The organism is Streptomyces anulatus, from assembly GCF_014650675.1.
Classification (GTDB): Bacteria; Actinomycetota; Actinomycetes; order Streptomycetales; family Streptomycetaceae; genus Streptomyces; species Streptomyces anulatus.
This window is the reverse complement of the sequence record NZ_BMVK01000003.1, coordinates 712,703-729,288: the sequence shown is the minus strand read 5'-3', so window position 1 is coordinate 729,288 and position 16,586 is coordinate 712,703. Positions and strand designations below refer to the sequence as shown.

10 protein-coding genes are annotated in these 16,586 nt (G+C 73.5%); 6 read left to right on the top strand and 4 right to left on the bottom strand.

Features of this window, described 5'->3' with window-relative positions; all coding sequences use genetic code 11:
- Nucleotides 1-499: 499 nt before the first annotated feature.
- Entirely contained in the window at nt 500-1,057 is a 558-nt protein-coding gene (locus IE272_RS11685) for a MarR family winged helix-turn-helix transcriptional regulator (RefSeq protein WP_050358674.1), read from the bottom strand.
- A gap of 167 nt (nt 1,058-1,224) precedes the next feature.
- On the opposite strand from IE272_RS11685, the gene IE272_RS11680 reads away from it, so the two are divergent.
- The gene (locus IE272_RS11680; protein ID WP_050358675.1) at nt 1,225-2,574 is read left to right on the top strand and encodes an MFS transporter; all 1,350 of its coding nucleotides are present in this window, start codon (nt 1,225-1,227) and stop codon (nt 2,572-2,574) included.
- A 25-nt stretch (nt 2,575-2,599) separates the two neighbouring features.
- On the opposite strand, the gene IE272_RS11675 is transcribed toward IE272_RS11680, so the two are convergent.
- Both IE272_RS11675 and IE272_RS11670 read right to left on the bottom strand, forming a co-directional pair.
- Nucleotides 2,600-4,354, bottom strand: coding sequence for an ATP-binding SpoIIE family protein phosphatase (locus IE272_RS11675; protein ID WP_056702468.1), 1,755 nt, complete (start codon nt 4,352-4,354; stop codon nt 2,600-2,602).
- A gap of 243 nt (nt 4,355-4,597) precedes the next feature.
- Nucleotides 4,598-5,965, bottom strand: a complete 1,368-nt coding sequence (locus IE272_RS11670; RefSeq protein WP_050358711.1) for an NAD(P)/FAD-dependent oxidoreductase — start codon at nt 5,963-5,965, stop codon at nt 4,598-4,600.
- A gap of 514 nt (nt 5,966-6,479) precedes the next feature.
- Between IE272_RS11670 and IE272_RS11665 the strand changes: the two genes are divergently transcribed.
- A complete protein-coding gene (locus IE272_RS11665; protein ID WP_373304168.1) occupies nt 6,480-7,334 on the top strand; it encodes a TetR/AcrR family transcriptional regulator in 855 nt (284 codons plus the stop codon).
- 360 nt (nt 7,335-7,694) lie between these two features.
- A complete protein-coding gene (locus IE272_RS11660) occupies nt 7,695-9,674 on the top strand; it encodes a sigma-70 family RNA polymerase sigma factor (protein ID WP_190006783.1) in 1,980 nt (659 codons plus the stop codon).
- A gap of 66 nt (nt 9,675-9,740) precedes the next feature.
- On the opposite strand, the gene IE272_RS11655 is transcribed toward IE272_RS11660, so the two are convergent.
- On the bottom strand, nt 9,741-11,852 hold the full coding sequence (locus IE272_RS11655; protein WP_190006782.1) for an asparagine synthase-related protein: 2,112 nt from the start codon (nt 11,850-11,852) through the stop codon (nt 9,741-9,743).
- Nucleotides 11,853-12,707: 855 nt separating this feature from the next.
- Between IE272_RS11655 and IE272_RS11650 the strand changes: the two genes are divergently transcribed.
- The 3 genes from IE272_RS11650 (at nt 12,708) to trmB (ending at nt 16,582) form a co-directional block, all read left to right on the top strand.
- Nucleotides 12,708-14,297: an NsdA family TPR-like regulatory protein gene (locus IE272_RS11650; protein ID WP_056702452.1), complete on the top strand. Its 1,590-nt coding sequence runs from the start codon at nt 12,708-12,710 to the stop codon at nt 14,295-14,297.
- Between the two features lie 145 nt (nt 14,298-14,442).
- Nucleotides 14,443-15,699 (top strand): L-2-hydroxyglutarate dehydrogenase, encoded by a 1,257-nt coding sequence (gene lhgD / locus IE272_RS11645; protein WP_047177454.1) that lies wholly within the window; start codon nt 14,443-14,445, stop codon nt 15,697-15,699.
- Nucleotides 15,692-16,582, top strand: coding sequence for a tRNA (guanosine(46)-N7)-methyltransferase TrmB (gene trmB / locus IE272_RS11640; protein WP_190006781.1), 891 nt, complete (start codon nt 15,692-15,694; stop codon nt 16,580-16,582). The genes lhgD and trmB overlap by 8 nt, the downstream gene beginning before the upstream one ends.
- The last annotated feature ends 4 nt before the right edge of the window (nt 16,583-16,586 follow it).

The following is a 16,586-nucleotide window of genomic DNA, read 5'->3' as shown; positions in this document are numbered from 1 at the left end:
GGAACGGACGCTTCCTTCGGTCCCGTTTCACCGGGGCCCTCCGGGCGCTTCCCTTCGTCTTCTTCTTTGTCTTGCTGTCTTGCGTTTCCGACTCTATCAGACTCTTTCGTGTCCGATTCCCGGTCGAAGCGGGTCTCGCATCCCGCCTTCCAGGTCCTTCGCTTTCGCGTTTTCCCTTTCCGGCGAGTCCGACTCTATCAGATCCTTTCGGGCCTGATTCCCAGTCAGTGGGGCTTGTCTTCCCGGCTGTTGGGCCGTTCCGACGCTCAAACTCTAGCGGATTCTCCCGGCGGCTCATAATCGGGCCTTCGTAATGAATTCCGGCATGCCGAAATCATCCCGAGTGGGAGATCGTGCTGAAGTTTGGTTGCCGCGTCCGCGGCGGGATCGGCTGCCGCGGAACCGTTCCGGCTCCGTGACAACTCGGAGAACTTTACGGATCCACCAGGGGTGTGTCAACCCTCCCCCGGTGGCCTCCGCAGGGCCTCTGTCCTGGCCCTCAGTCCAGGTCGGTGAGCCGGCCGCCGGCGTCCGGCTGGGCGTGCTCCACGCGGCGCAGGAGGCGGACCAGCAGCTCGCCGAGGACACCGCGTTCGTCGCCGGACAGGTCCTGGAGGAGGTCCTCCTCGAAGTCGCTCGCCATGCGCATCGCCTCGAGCCACTTCGTACGGCCTTCATCGGTCAGCTCGACGATGACGCGGACCCGGTTGTTCTCGTCGCGGTCGCGGGTGACCAGGCCTTCGCCGGCCATCCGGTCGATGCGATGCGTCATGGCGGCCGGGGTGAGGCCGAGGCGCTTCGCCAGTTCACCGGGGCCCAGACGGTAGGGAGCGCCGGCCAGGACCAAGGTCTTGAGGACCTCCCACTCGGCGTTGCTGATGCCGAGCGCGGCGAGCTGTCTCCCGTACGCGACGTTCATCCGGCGGTTCAGCCGGCCCAGCGCGGAGACGACCTGTTCGACCTGAGGGTCGAGGTCGCGGAACTCGCGCTGGTAGGCGGCGATCTGTTCGTCGAGGCTCGGCTCGCTGGGGCCGGGCTCCTCGGTGCTCTCAGACATGGCGGGCAGTATGACACGCCCCCACCCCCCTTGAAGTCCTTCAGCCTGTAGTTTTCACCTTCTAAGTTTAGTGCTAAAGTCTTCGAGTCTGATTTCTACGTGTCAGGCCTCGACGCTCCGCGCTCGAGGCCTTCGAGTTCTTGAGGTAGGTGAGTGTGACCAGGGAGATGGGCGCAGCGCTGCGGCGGATCCAGCTGGGCAGCGCGCTGAGCGCGTTCGGGCTCGGGTTCACCGTTCCGTATCTGTACGTCTATGTGGCGCAGGTACGGGATCTGGGCGCCGGGACGGCGGGAGTCGTCCTGGCCGCCTTCGCGATGGCAGCGCTGGCCGTCCTGCCGTTCACCGGGCGGGCCATCGACCGGCGGGGCCCGTTGCCCGTGCTGGTGGTGGCCTCCGTTCTGGCCTCCGTGGGCGCGGCGGCCCTGGGGTTCGCGAGCAGCGTTCCGGCTGCTGTGCTGTCCGCCGCGGTGCTCGGTGCGGGTACCGCCGTCATGCAGCCGGCCCTCGCCACGATGCTCGTCTGGTGTTCCAGCACCGCGACCCGTACGCGGGCCTTCGCCACCCAGTTCTTCCTGCAGAACCTGGGCCTCGGCCTCGGCGGGCTCGTCGGCGGGCAGCTGGTGGACGTGAGCCGTCCGGCGAGCTTCACGATGCTCTTCCTGATCGAGGCCGTGATGTTCGTGGTGCTCGGCGTCGTGGTGACGACCGTGCGGATGCCTCGTCCGGCTTCGCTCGGCGGCGCGCGCCCCACGGACGGTTCCGCCGCGAAGGGCGGCGGGATGCGGGCACTGCTCTCGCACCGGGCCATGGTGCAGCTGTGCGTGCTGGGGTTCGTGCTGTTCTTCGCCTGCTACGGGCAGTTCGAGTCCGGCCTGGCCGCGTACGGCACGGAGGCCGCCGGGATCGCGCCCTCCACCCTCGGCTTCGCGCTGGCCGCCAACACCGCGGTCATCGTCGTGGCGCAGTTCGTTGTGCTGCGGCTCGTGGAGCGGCGGCGGCGCAGCCGGGTCATCGCGGCGGTCGGCCTGATCTGGGCGTTCGCCTGGATCGTGGCGGGGTACGCGGGGCTGGGCCACGGCAGCCAGACCATGGCGACGGCCGCGTTCATCTCGACGTACGCGCTGTTCGGGCTGGGTGAGGCGATGCTGTCGCCGACCGTCGCCCCGCTGGTCGCCGATCTGGCGCCGGAGTCGATGGTCGGGCAGTACAACTCGGCGTTCGCCCTGTGCAAGCAGCTCGCGCTCGCGGTCGGGCCGGCCGTCGGCGGTCCGATGGGGGCGTCGCTGCACGGCCCGTACATCGTGACCTTCGTGCTGTTCTCGCTGGGCATCACGGTGCTCGCCCTGCGGCTGGGCCGTCGGCTCACCCCCGTACAGGACCAGCCGTCGCTCGCAGGCGTCCCGTCGCGGGTGGTGGCGGTGTCACTGCCCGAGGGCGGGGACGGTGCGGATTCCGCGGCCGCCGGGGCCGGGTCTCCCCCGGCCTCCACCGCGGCTTCCGCCTCCAGCGGTCACTGAGCCGGTCGCTGCGGGACTGCCCTGCTCATCGTGGCAGGGCGAACTCGCACCAGACCGCCTTGCCGCCGCCCGGCGTGCGCCGGCTGCCCCACGAGGTGGCGATCGAGGCGATGATCGAGATGCCGCGTCCCGCCTCGTCCGCCGGTTCGGCCTGGCGGCGGCGCGGCAGGTGGTCGTCGCCGTCGGTGACTTCGATGATCAGCCGGCGGTCCGTACGACGCAGTCCCAGGCGCATCGGCGGGGTGCCGTGCTGGAGGGAGTTCGCGACCAGTTCGCTGGTGGCGAGGACGCCCAGGTCGCGGAGCTCGACGGGGAAGCGCCAGGAGGTCAGGACCCCGGTGGCGAAGGCGCGGGCGCGCGGGGCGGCCTCGATGCCGCCGAGGAGATCGAGCGCGGCGTTGTGGAACAGCTCGGCGTTCGTTCCCGTACGGGCGGGGTGCTGGACCACCAGGACCGCCACGTCGTCGTCGTGCTCGGCGGTCACGCCGAGGGAGCGGATCAGCCGGTCGCAGACCACCTGCGGTGATCCCTTGGCGCCCGAGAGGGCGCGGGCCAGTGAGGCGACGCCCTCGTCGATGTCCTCGCTGCGCCGTTCGACCAGGCCGTCCGTATAGAGGACGGCGGTGGAGCCGGGCGGCAGCGCGATGGTGCCCGACGTGTGGACCCAGCCGCCGGTGCCGAGCGGGGGGCCGGTGGGGTCGGCGGCGCGGTGGACGGTGCCGTCCTCGTCGCAGACGAGGATCGGGAGGTGTCCGGCGGAGGCGTAGACGAGGTGCCCCTCGTTCGGATCATGGACGGCGTAGACGCAGGTCGCGATCTGGCTGGCGTCGATCTCGGCGGCGAGGACGTCCAGCAGTTGGATCACCTCGTGCGGCGGGAGGTCGAGCCGGGCGTAGGCGCGGACGGCGGTGCGGAGCTGGCCCATCACGGCGGCGGCCCGGACCCCGCGGCCCATCACATCGCCGATGACCAGGGCGGTGCGGCCCGCGCCGAGGGTGATGACGTCGTACCAGTCGCCGCCCACCGCGGCGTCGGTTCCGCCGGGCTGGTAGGTGGCGGCGATGCGGAGGTCGTCGGGCTGTTCCAGCTCCTGCGGGAGCAGGGAGCGCTGGAGGGTGACGGCCGTTTCGCGGTGGCGGCGCTCGCTGGTGCGCAGGCGTTCGGCGGCTTCCGCGTGGTCGGTGACGTCGGCGGCGTAGACGAGGACGCCGCCTTCTCTCCTGCCGTCGGTCCTGCCGTCCCCCTTGTCCCCTTCCTTGCCGTCTCCCCCGGCCCCCTTGTCGTCCTCGTCCTGCGTGGTGCTCCAGGCGGTGACCGGGGTGCAGGTCACGGTGTACGAGCCGCCCTCGGCGGTCCTGCGGGACTTGACCGTACGGGCGGTGCCGCTGCGCAGGACCTGGTCGAGCAGCGGGACCACGCTGAGCTGGGTCAGCTCGGGCATGGCCTCGGCGGCGGGGACGCCGGACGGGCGGGGGCCGAACGCGGCCTCGTACGCGTCGTTGACGTACGCGACGCGGTGGTCCGGGCCGTGCAGCAGGGCGACGGGGGCGGGGAGCCGGCCGAGGATCTCGCGGGCGGAGAGGTCGTCGAGGGCGGGTCCGGGGAGGGCCTCCGTCGAGGCGGGGCCGGAAGACGCCGGGGAGGGGTCGTCCGGCAGGGCGGGCGAGCCGTCCGCCCGGGCGGACTCGGCTCGGGCCGCCGGCACGGAACTACGGTCGTCCCGCGCGGCGGCTCGGCGCTGCGTTCCGGGAAGGCGGGCGCTCCAACGCGTGAAGTTCACGGTATTTCTGGCCTCGTGTGTCGGTCTGGTCCGCTCGGGCGGGCTGCTTCTTCTGCCGTGTTCGGGGGCACCGGGGGCCGTACCCCCGGGAAGGCGCAGCCGGGCCTCGTCGTGCTGTTGGTGCGTCGCTGCTGGTCACTGTTGGTCACTGCCGACCGGGTCACTCTGTGCAGGTGTGGGCCCACCTATGGTCACACGTCCAGTGTGACCGACCGTACTGACAGTCGCCGCCCTGCCGTCCCGTCAGGTGTCCGTCCGAGGGCCGTCCGGTGATTCTCCGGTGTCCTTCGGGCGGCCGGGGCCGGGGAGCCCGGGGGTGCCGGAGCCGCCGCCCGCGGCGAGTTCGAACTCGGCGCGGGGGTGTTCCAGCGAACCGAGGGAGACGATCTCGCGTTTGAAGAGTCCGGACAGGGTCCATTCGGCAAGGACGCGCGCCTTCCGGTTGAACGTCGGGACCCGGCTGAGGTGGTACGTACGGTGCATCAGCCAGGCGGGGTAGCCCTTGAGCTTGCGGCCGTAGACATGGGCGACGCCCTTGTGCAGGCCGAGGGAGGCGACCGATCCGACGTACGCGTGCCGGTACTCCTTGAGCGGCCGGCCGTCGACCGAGGCGAGGACGTTGTCGGCGAGGACCTTCGCCTGGCGCACCGCGTGCTGCGCGTTCGGGGCAGTCTCGCGGCCCGGTTCGGACGCGGTCAGGTCCGGTACGGCCGCGGCGTCACCGGCGGCCCAGGCGTGCGGCATGTCCTCGACGCCGAGGGTGGCGGTACAGCGGAGCCGGCCGCGTTCGGTGAGGGGTAGGTCGGTGGCGGCGAGCAGCGGAGCCGGTTTGACGCCCGCGGTCCACACGAGGGTGCGGGTGGGGAAGCGGGAGCCGTCACTGAGGACGGCGACGCGGTCCTCGCAGGTGTCGAGGCGGGTGTCGAGGCGTACGTCGATGTTCCGGCCGCGCAGCTCGCCGATGGCGTACGTGCCCATGGCCTCGCCGACCTCGGGGAGGATGCGCCCGGAGGCCTCGACCAGGATCCATTTCAGGTCGGCCGGCTTGATGTTGTGGTAGTACCGCGCCGTGTAGCGGGCCATGTCCTCCAGTTCGGCCAGCGCCTCCACGCCCGCGTAGCCGCCGCCGACGAAGACGAAGGTCAGCGCGGCGTCGCGGATCGCGGGGTCGCGGGTCGCGGAGGCGATGTCCATCTGCTCGATGACGTGGTTGCGCAGCCCGATGGCCTCCTCGACGGTCTTGAAACCGATGCCGAATTCGGCGAGGCCGGGGACGGGCAGGGTGCGCGAGACGGACCCGGGGGCGATGACGATCTCGTCGTACGCGATCTCCAGGGCTCCGGTGCCGTCCTCGCCGGTGGCGAGGGTGGTGACGGTCGCGGTCCGTTTGGCGTGGTCGATGCTCCGGGCCTCGCCGATGACGATCGTGCAGTCGTTCAGGACGCGGCGCAGCGGCACGACCACATGGCGCGGCGAGATCGAGCCGGCCGCCGCTTCGGGGAGGAAGGGCTGGTACGTCATGTACGGCTCGGGCGTGACGACCACGATCTCGGCGTCGCCGCTCTTCAGTCTCTGCTTCAACTTCCGTTGGAGACGCAGCGCTGTGTACATCCCGACGTAGCCGCCGCCGACGACGAGAATGCGCACACCTGGCCGGGTGCCGGGGGTCGTCCCCCGGGAATCTGGAGCCATCACCACCCCATGACGCAACGGAGTCAGTGGTTTGTCCACAGGCCCGGCAAATTGTGTGACTGGAGGTTCCTCGGCGGCACTCGGGGCTCGTGGGAGGTGAGGAGCTACTGCCGCGCAGGTCAGGCGCTACGCGCGGGGTAAGTGGAGGGGTGATGTTCCGGTGCCGATCGGATCTTGGTCCGATCGGGGGGCGTCCCATGCGGAACTACCCCCTTCTGAATTGACGCGGGCTCAACTATGTTCGTAACCCTTCGGGGTGTCGGGTGCGGATTTCGTTGTGCTCCGCTCCCCGGCTGAAACGGCGGGAAGTCTCCGGGGGGAGACGTCATAACCGGGGGAAGTTATGCATATTCAGGATAAGCATGGCCAGGCTGCGCTCTCGCGCGCGTCCGAGGACCAAGGACGCCTCGGCTCCGTGGGAGCGCTCGGCGTCATGAGCTCGGCGGACGCCGTTCGTTCCGCGGCGGCGGTGAGTGCCGCGGCGATGGGTTCGGCCGCTGCCGGATCCGCCCCGACCGGGGCGACGACGTCGGGAACGGCGTCGATGGGAACGGCGGGGGCCGCGAGCGCTCCGCGCTCGGCTCCGCTGCGCGTCGACGCGCAGCGCAATCTGGAGCATGTGCTGCGGGCGGCCCGCGAGGTGTTCGGGGAGCTGGGTTACGGCGCTCCGATGGAGGACGTGGCACGTCGCGCGCGCGTCGGCGTGGGCACCGTCTACCGGCGGTTCCCGAGCAAGGACGTGCTGGTGCGCCGGATAGCCGAGGAGGAGACCTCCCGGCTGACCGAGCAGGCGCGTACGGCGCTGGGACAGGAGGAGAAGCCCTGGTCGGCGCTCTCCCGCTTCCTGCGTACGTCCGTGGCGTCGGGTGCGGGCAGGCTGCTGCCGCCGCAGGTGCTGCGGGTCGGGGTCGACGGCGAGGAGCCGGGTGCGCCGGCGGCTTCCGGGGCGACGTCGGCTCCGGGCGCGGTGGACGAGGCCCGCGTTCCGCAGCAGCGGCAAGGAGTGGGCCAGGACGACTTCCGCGTCGTCGGCCAGCGCTCCGGGGGCGCCGACGGGCTCGACGGCCTCGGTGAGGACACCGGCGCGGTCGAACTGCTGGAGGTCGTGGGGCGGCTGGTGGACCGGGCGCGGGAGTCCGGTGAGCTGCGCCGGGACGTGACGGTGGCCGATGTGCTGCTGGTCATCGCCACAGCGGCTCCTTCGCTGCCGGACGCCGCTCAGCAGGCCGCGGCTTCGGCCCGGTTGCTGGACATCCTGCTGGAGGGTCTGAGGTCGCGCCCGGCGTGACGTCCGGGGCCTCGGCCCCACCCGTCCCGCTTCGCTCGTCCCGCTTCGGTCGTCCCGCGCCGCGAGTCCGGTTGTTCATCGGTCCTCGTCCATCCTCGTCCGTCCGCTCCGCCCGCCCGCAGTGCGGGGCGGACGGAGGGCGACGCCCGCCGACGGTCGGGGCGAAGCGGTGAGCGGGCCCGGGGGCGAAACGGCGGCGAATCAGCGGAGATTCATTCCCCGAAAGTAGGGCCTCTAGTACTCGCATTCGAGAAAACGCCCCGGATGAGTGGTTGGCGGGGCTGAGGGGCCAGCGCGATTGAGCCATGTGGCAGTCTTGGCCGGTATTCGGGTCTGAGGGTGTATACGGGGGCTTCCGCGATGAGCGGTAACGAGCAGCAGGAAGAGCCGCTCGGCGAGATCGCAGCGGCCGACAGGGACACGAAGGCGGACGGGCCGTCCGCCGGGCAGGTGCCGACCCAGGCCGTGCGCGGCGCGTCGGACGGTGCGTCCGAGGGCGGCACCGTCCTGCCCGGCCCGTGGCCCGCCGTCGCCGAGGAGGACGCCTCCGGCGCGGCCGGCGCCCACGCGGTTCCGCAGCAGCGCGCGGGCCGCAGCGGGGCCCCCGAACTCGGGCTGTCCGACGCCCGGTTGATCGAGGACATGCGCGCCGGCGACGACCAGGCCTACGAGGAGCTGTTCCGGCGGCATTCGGGCGCCGTCCTGCGCTACGCCCGCAGCTGCTGCCGGGACGCGCACACCGCCGACGACCTGGCGGCCGAGGTGTTCGCGCGCACGCTCCAGGCCGTACGGGGCGGAAAAGGGCCGACGGAAGCGGTCCGGGCCTATCTGATGACCGCCGTCCGCCACGTCGCCGCCGCCTGGACGAAGAGCGCGAAGCGTGAGCATCTGGTCGACGACTTCGCGGTGTTCGCCGCCCAGGCCGCCCGTTCCTCCGAGCTCTCCGACGACGACACCCTCGACCTCGGCGCCGACGTCCTCGCGATGCACGAGGCCGAGCAGACGATGGCGATGCAGGCGTTCCGGAGCCTCCCCGAACGCTGGCAGGCGGTCCTGTGGCACACCACGGTGGAGGAGGAGTCGCCGAGCGAGATCGCCCCGCTGTTCGGCCTCACCGCCAACGCCACCGCCGTCCTGGCCAGCCGCGCCCGCGAAGGGCTCAAGCAGGCCTACCTCCAGGCCCACGTCAGCCAGGCGCTCACCACCGGCGGGGACTGCGCGCAGTACGCCGACCGGCTCGGCGCCCATGCCCGCGGCGGTCTGCGGACCCGGGCGGAGCGCGGGCTGCGCAAGCACCTCGACGCATGCGCCAAGTGCCGGGTGGCCGCGGGCGAGCTGGACCACGTGAACGCCGGGATTCCGGCGCTGCTGCCCGTCGCGGTCATCGGATGGTTCGCCGCCGGGTATTCGCTCAAGGCCGCGGGCATCGTGGCCGGCGGCGCGGCCGGGGCCGCCGGAGCGGGAGCCGCCGCGGCGGCCACCGGGTCCGGTTCCGCCGGTGGGGCCGCCGGGGGCGCGGTGGCCTCCGAGGGGCTCGGCGCGCCCGCCAAGGCCGGGATCGCCGCCGCCGTGGTGGTGGCCGCCGCGGCCGGTCTGGTGTGGGCGCTCGTCGGCGACGACCAGCCGAAGCCGGAGCCCAGGCCGGTCGCGAAACCGCCGGTCGTGGCGCCCGCCGTGCCCACGCCGCCGCCCCCGCCGTCCCCGAAGCCGGCCCCGAAGCCTCCGGCCGCCCCCGCGCCGCCCGCGCCCCCGGCACCGTCCGAGCCGGCCCCGAAGCCGACGCCGACGCCGAGCCCCACGCCCTCCCCCGCGCCGCCGCCGAAGCCCGCGCCCCCGGCGCCGAGCCCGCCGCCGTCCCCGAAGCCGACACCGCCTCCGAAGCCCACGCCGCCCCCGCCCGCCCCGGAGGTTTACCAGGTCAGCGAGCTGGCGTACTCCGTGTTCGGCGACAGGAGCGAGCCGGAGGTCGTGATGGGGCAGAGCAGTTGGATCTGGCAGCGTTCGAACGTGTCCATCGCCTCCACCCGTTACGCGCACGGGGTGACCGTGCACGCCCGCTCCTCGGTGACCATCCAGCTGAACCGGCCGTGCACGAGCTATCAGGCCATGGTCGGCGTGGACGACCTGACTATGGGGCTCGGCGCGGTGCGCTTCTCCGTGTTCAACGGGGACGGGGCCCGGCTGTGGCGCTCCCCGGTGATGGAGGGCGGCGCCCCCGCCGTCCCGGTGAGCGTGAGCATCGCCGGCCAGTCCTCGATCCGCCTCGTGGTGGAGCCGGAGACGCCCTTCGGCGAGGTGGCCCTGGCCGACTGGGCGGAGTCCCGGATCAGCTGCTCCTGAGCCGTACGCGCCCCGGGCCGGGCTTCCCGGCATCGTCTTCCGGTCAGGACCGGGGCGTGATTCCGGTCAGGGCTGGAGCGTGCGCCGGGCGGGGATCACACCGCCCGCGACCGCGCGCTGGCGCGGAGCGGCCGTACCCGTCCAGCAGGTGCCGCGTCGGGCCAGCAGACGGCGCAGCCACAGTTCGGTGGAGGCCAGGTCCGCCAGGCCGTCCAGGGGCAGCGGCTCGCCCTCGGAGGCGGCGCGCAGGGCCTTGCGGACCACGCGGGCCTCGACCAGGCCCGCGTCGGCCAGCAGCGGGGCGTCGAAGAGGGCCATCAGGTCGGGCAGCGCGATGCGCAGGCCGGTGCGGGTGACGGCGGTGGAGGTGGCCTGGGAGGGCGTTCCCCAGCCGGGCGGCAGATCGTGGATGCCCGCCCCGCTGAGCACCCGGCGCAGGATCGCGGCCCGTGCGCCGGGCTGGACGCGCAGCGACTCGGGCAGGGCGCGGGCCGCCCGGACGACCTGGTTGTCGAGGAACGGGGCGTGCAGGCGCTGGCTGCGGATCTCCGCGGCCTGCTCCAGGATCCGGTGGTCGGCGGCTCCCCGGGCGAGGGCGGCGCGGGCGCGGGCCTCCCCCGGGCGCTGCACGGAGGCGGGCCTGATCGCCGCCTCCTGGAGACGAACCGATACTTCGGCCAGCGCCTCCCCCGTCAGCCAGCGCGCCGCCGGTCCCGGGCGCGACCAGGCGAGGGCGGCGAGCGAGGCGTCGGCGGGGGTGGCGAGGTCGGGGGCGTAGCGGTTGGCGTCGGGGAGGAGCCCGGCGGCGGACTCCAGGCCGGTGCGGTACGACGTGCGGGCCAGGCGGCGGGCGGCGCGGTAGACCGTCAGCGGGACGAACAGGGAGTGGGCCGTGGGGCCTTCGGCCTTGGTCAGGGCGGCGACGGGGCGCAGGAGGTGGCGTCTGCGCCGGTCCATCAGGAGGTCGGCGAGGCGGGCCGGGTGGGCGTCCAGGACCTGCCGGGCCCCGTTCCCGACGAGGTGGTCGGCGCTGCCCGCGGACAGCCGGCGGCGGTGGCGTTCGGCGAGGACGAGGGAGGGGGCCGGTTCGTCGGTGAGCGCGCCCGCCTCCAACGAGGCGTACGGCAGGGCCTCTTCGCCCGCCGCGACGACCACGTGGTGCAGGCGCGGGTTGGCGGCGATGACGCGGGCCCGCTCCAGCTCGTCCTCGTTGCCGCGGGTGGTGAGGTCGTTGAAGGTGACGGCGAGCAGCCGCTCCCCCGCGCCGGTGCCGTGGCCGAGGAGGGTGCCGGGGAGTCCGGGCAGTCCGGAGGCGAGCAGGGCGAGGGTGGCGGAGGCGCTGCCGCCGGAGAGGTCGGCGCCGATGCCCGCCACGGGACCTCCCCGGGCCGCGCGCCGGTCGGCGGGGCCCATGCCGGGGACGGGCCCCGGGTCCGGCGCCTGGGCTTCCGGCGCATGGCGCGGGGCCGTGAGCCGGGCGCGTACGGCTTCGACGAGCGCGTCCCGTACGCCCTCCACGGCGTGCACCGGGTCGGCCTGGGGTGCGGCGACGGCGAGCGAGGCGACGGCCTCGTATCCGGTGATCTCCCGCGAGCCCTCCCGCAGGATGAGCGCGTGGCCCGGCGGCACCCGCTTCACGCCCACGTAGGGCGTGCCGTCGCCGAGGGCCTCGGGGGTCTCCGGGCAGGCGAGCAGGGCGGCGAGGTGCCCGATGTCGAGCTGGGCCTCGATGAGGTCGGCGAGCGGCAGGGCGGCGGTGGCGAAGGCGGTGCCGTTGGCCCAGGGGGTGTGGAAGACGGGCCGGGCGCCGGCCAGATCGCCCGCGACGGTGATGCGGCGGCCGATCTGCACGACGGCGGTGTAACTGCCGGGCCAGGCGGTGAGATGGCGCATCGCGCCGCCGCGCGCGGCGAGCAGCCCGACGCGCAGCTGCTCGTCGGTGGCGCCGCAGCAGCCGAGGACCGCGAGACGGGCGGTGGGCGCCCCTTCGGGGGTCGCGACGACGATGACGCGGATCTCGTCGGGCCGCCAGTCACCGACCGCCCACAGCGGATCCGGGTCTCCCCACAGGAGTTGGGAGCCCACGGGGTGAACCGTGCGCCCCTCTCCGCCGTTTCCGACGGCGCCGACAGTGCCGAAGCTCGCGGCGATACTGCTCCATCCCACCAACCAACGCATCGCCGCCTCCACAGGCTGTGGACAAAACGGCGCACTTGACGAGCGAAACGCCGCTGCGGGACATGCTGCCACGACAATGCCGCACGAGAGGGTGTACGGGCAGCGCACGCCGGAAGAGCATGCGCCCCTGGCAAAGGCCGGACGCGGTCTTCACCGCGACGACAACAACGGAACTGCCGGTTCCGGGAGTTACGGAGGCGGGGCCTTCCGGTCTCCGCGCCGCCCCGGCCCGCCCCCGTGGAAGGGGAGGGGCCGGCGCCGCCCGGAAACAGCGCCGATATCCGGCCATAGTCGGACCGTTGGCCTGACCCTCACCGGACCGTCGCTATTCGGCCATTCTCTCGAAGCGCCACCCTGCGCGCATGTCGTGCCGCGCCCCCCTGGCGGACCCTTCCACGCACAGTCCGGGAGGTGGGCCTCACCTCCCGGACCGGTCCACCGCCCGCGGGGAATGGAGCGGCGGTTTCCCCCAGCCCACTGAGTCCAGTGCAGCGGGCCGACCCACGCGGTACCCAGACAAGCGTTCCGCCGATCGCCGGGCCAGAGCGCACGGCCGGGCGCACGGCCACACACCGGGAGCACGCCGCACCCCGGCCCGCGCGTCGCCGCCCGGGCGGCCCGGACCGCCCGCACGGACAACAATCCCGCCATCCGGACGTCTGCCCCTTAACGGTAGGGATAGGGAGAACTACGCTGTGTTTACTGGTGTTCTCAACAGGGGGGCATATTCCTCGGGGCTCGGCCACATGCGTGTGCAGGCGGAGTACGGAGGTTCGAACCTGGGGAGGCATCGGTACGAATGCCGCGCGCCGTCCTCGGTGACGCGGCGGCCGTCTGTGTGTCGAGGGGTGGCGCATGTCCAGGGAGCAACGCGGGCCGAACGAGAAGCTCGGCACGGTTCTCGCCCTCGCGGGAATCAGTAACGCCGGGCTCGCCCGGCGGGTCAACGACCTCGGAGCACAGCGCGGTCTGACACTTCGCTACGACAAGACCTCGGTGGCCCGGTGGGTCGCCAAGGGAATGGTGCCGCAGGGCGCGGCGCCGCATCTCATCGCGGCGGCGATCGGGGCCAAGCTCGGCCGGCCGGTCCCGCTGCACGAGATCGGCCTCGCCGACGCGGACCCGGCCCCGGAGGTCGGCCTCGCCTTCCCCCGGGACGTGGGCGAGGCGGTCCGGTCGGCGACCGAGCTGTACCGGCTGGATCTGGCCGGGCGGCGGGGCGGCGGCGGGATCTGGCAGTCCCTGGCGGGATCGTTCTCGGTGAGCGCCTATGCGACCCCCGCGTCGCGCTGGCTGATAACCCCCGCCGATCCGTCGGTGGCCCGGGACCCCACGGCCGCACAGGCCGCGATCCTCGGGGCGCGCGGCGGCGGGTCCGAGAGCCCCGGCGGGGCCGGTCCCCGCGGATCGGGGGCCGCACCGGACGCCCGGGGCGCACACATTCTCCACACCGGCGGCGCCACACCCGGCGCGGCGGGCTCCGTCCCGCTCCAGCCCGGCCCGGACGCCGTGGCGGACGCCTCACCGCTGCGGGTCGGACACAGCGATGTGTCGAAGCTGCGCGAGGCGGCCCAGGACGCCCGGCGCTGGGACTCCAAGTACGGGGGCGGCGACTGGCGCTCCTCCATGGTTCCCGAGTGTTTACGCGTCGACGCCGCACCGCTGCTCCTCGGCTCGTACACCGACGAGGTCGGGCGGGCCCTGTTCGGCGCGTCGGCCGAGCTGACCCGGCTGGCCGGCTGGATGGCCTTCGACACCGGGCAGCAGGAGGCCGCCCAGCGCTACTACATCCAGGCCCTGCGCCTGGCCCGGGCCGCCGCCGACGTCCCGCTCGGCGGCTATGTCCTCGCCTCGATGTCCCTCCAGGCGACCTACCGGGGCTTCGCCGACGAAGGGGTCGACCTCGCCCAGGCGGCCGTCGAGCGCAACCGCGGTCTCGCCACCGCCCGCACCATGAGCTTCTTCCGGCTGGTGGAGGCCCGTGCCCATGCGAAGGCGGGCGACGCACCGGCCGCGGGGGCCGCGCTCAAGGGCGCCGAGAGCTGGCTGGAGCGGTCCCGGGCCGGCGACTCCGACCCGCCGTGGCTCGGCTTCTACGGCTACGACCGGTTCGCCGCCGACGCCGCCGAGTGCTACCGGGACCTGAAGGCCCCCCGCCAGGTGCGGCGCTTCACGGAGCAGGCGCTGTCCCGGCCGACCGAGGAGTTCGTCCGCAGCCACGGACTGCGGCTCGTCGTGTCCGCCGTCGCCGAGCTGGAGTCGGGCAATCTGGACGCGGCCTGCGCGGCGGGCACCCGGGCGGTGGAGGTCGCCGGGCGGATCTCCTCGGCCCGCACCACGGAGTACGTACGCGATCTGCTCCACCGCCTGGAGCCGTACGGGGACGAGCCCCGCGTCGCCGAGCTGCGGGAACGGGCGCGCCCGCTGCTGGTCACCCCGGTCTGAGCCGGGCGGCGGCCGGGCGGCGGAAGGCGCCCGGCGGGACCCGGTCCGGGGAGCCGCCGGGCGAAGTGTGCGCCACGCCCTGCCCGGCTCGGGTTTGAGCCGGTTGTCAGTGGGTCAGTGCACTATCGGGGTGGGAGGTGGCGTGATGATGACGCACGCGGCGTACGACTGCGATGTGCTGGTGATCGGCGGCGGGATCGTCGGTCTGTCGACCGCGTACGCGCTTCTGCGGTCCGCGCCGGGCACCCGGGTGACGGTCCTGGAGAAGGAGCGCGGCCCCGCCCGCCACCAGACCGGCCGCAACAGCGGCGTGATCCACAGCGGCATCTACTACCGCCCCGGTTCCCTCAAGGCCCGGTACGCGGTGCGCGGCTCCGCCGAGCTGGCGGACTTCTGCGCCGAGCACTCCATCGCCCACGCCACCACCGGCAAGCTGATCGTCGCCACCGAACGCTCCGAGCTGCCCCGGCTGCACGGCCTGGTGCAGCGCGGCCGCGAGCACGGACTGCCCGTGCGGGAGCTGGGCCCCGCCCAGATCGCGGAGTACGAGCCGGAGGTCCGGGGCCTCGCGGCGATCCGGGTCGGCACGACGGGCGTCTGCGACTTCACCGCCGTCGCCGGCCGCCTCGCCGCCGAGGTCACCGCCATGGGCGGCATCGTGCGGTACGGCGCGGAGGTCACCGCGGTGGACCGGCGCCCCTGGGGTGTCGCGGTGCGCACGGCGGACGGCCCGGTCGTCCGGGCCAGGGTGCTGGTCAACTGCGCGGGCCTCCACAGCGACCGGGTGGCCCGCCTCGCCGGGGACGACCCGGGGATGCGGATCGTGCCGTTCCGGGGCGAGTACTACGCGCTGGCCCGCCCCGAGCTGGTGCGCGGCCTGGTCTACCCGGTGCCGGACCCGGCGTTCCCCTTCCTCGGCGTCCACCTCACCCGGGGCTTCGACGGCTCCGTCCACGTCGGGCCGAACGCGGTCCCCGCCCTGGCCCGCGAGGGATACACCTGGCCGCAGGTCCGCCCCGCCGAACTGCTGTCCACGCTGAGCTGGCCGGGCACCTGGCACATCGCCCGCAGACACTGGCGGTACGGGGCGGGCGAGGTGCACCGCTCGCTGTCCCGGTCCGCCTTCACCCGGGCCGTCCAGCGGCTGCTGCCCGCCGTCACCGAGGACGACCTGCGCCCGTCGCCCGCCGGGGTCCGGGCCCAGGCCGTGCTGAAGGACGGCACGCTGGTCGACGACTTCCTGATCCGCGAGGCCCCGCACACCGTGCATGTGCTCAACGCCCCGTCGCCCGCCGCGACGGCGTGCCTGCCCATCGGACGGGAGGTGGCGCGGCGTGCGCTGCGCCGGGCTCGGGAGACGGGATGGAAGCCGCCCGCCGTAGAATCCGGTCATTGTGTCTGAGCAGCCCCTGAACCCCAGCACCGCCGCAGTCCCCGACGACGACGCGGCCGACACGGCGCCCGCCGGCCCCACGCCGACCGGCTCCACGGCGGCCGATGCCGCGGCCGACGAAGCCGCCGCGCTGCGCGCCGCGTCCTTCGAGCGCGCGCGCCGGCTGCGCATGGAGCCCCGCTTCCCCGGCGGCCCCGCCGCCGACCCCGCCGGCTCGCACCACGAGCGCCGGATCCGCAGCTTCCAGCCGCGCCGCAGCCGGGTCACGACCGGCCAGCAGGACGCCCTGGAGCGGCTGTGGCCGAAGTGGGGCCTGGACATCGACGGACAGCGCGTCCTGGACCTGGCCGATCTGTTCGACGGCCTGCCCGTCGTCCTGGAGATCGGCTTCGGCATGGGCGAGGCCACCGCGCAGATGGCGGCCGACGACCCGGGCACCGGCATCCTCGCGGTCGACGTCCACACCCCCGGCCAGGGCAATCTGCTGGGCCTCGCGGACAAGGCCGGCTCGACCAACGTACGGGTGGCCAACGGCGACGCGGTCATCCTGCTGCGCGAGATGCTGGCCCCCGAGTCGCTCGACGGCCTGCGGGTCTACTTCCCCGACCCCTGGCCCAAGGCCCGGCACCACAAACGGCGCCTGATCCAGCCGGAGTTCCTGGACCTGGTGGCCCCGGTGCTGAGGCCCGGAGCCGTCGTCCACTGCGCGACCGACTGGGAGCCGTACGCCGAGCAGATGCTGGAAGTGCTCACCGCGCACCCCCGCTTCGAGAACACCGCGGCCGACGGCGGGTACGCCCCGCGTCCCGCGTTCCGGCCGCTCACCCGCTTCGAGGGACAGGGCCTGGACAAGGGGCACGTCGTGCACGACCTTCTGTTCGCCCGCGTCTGACGCC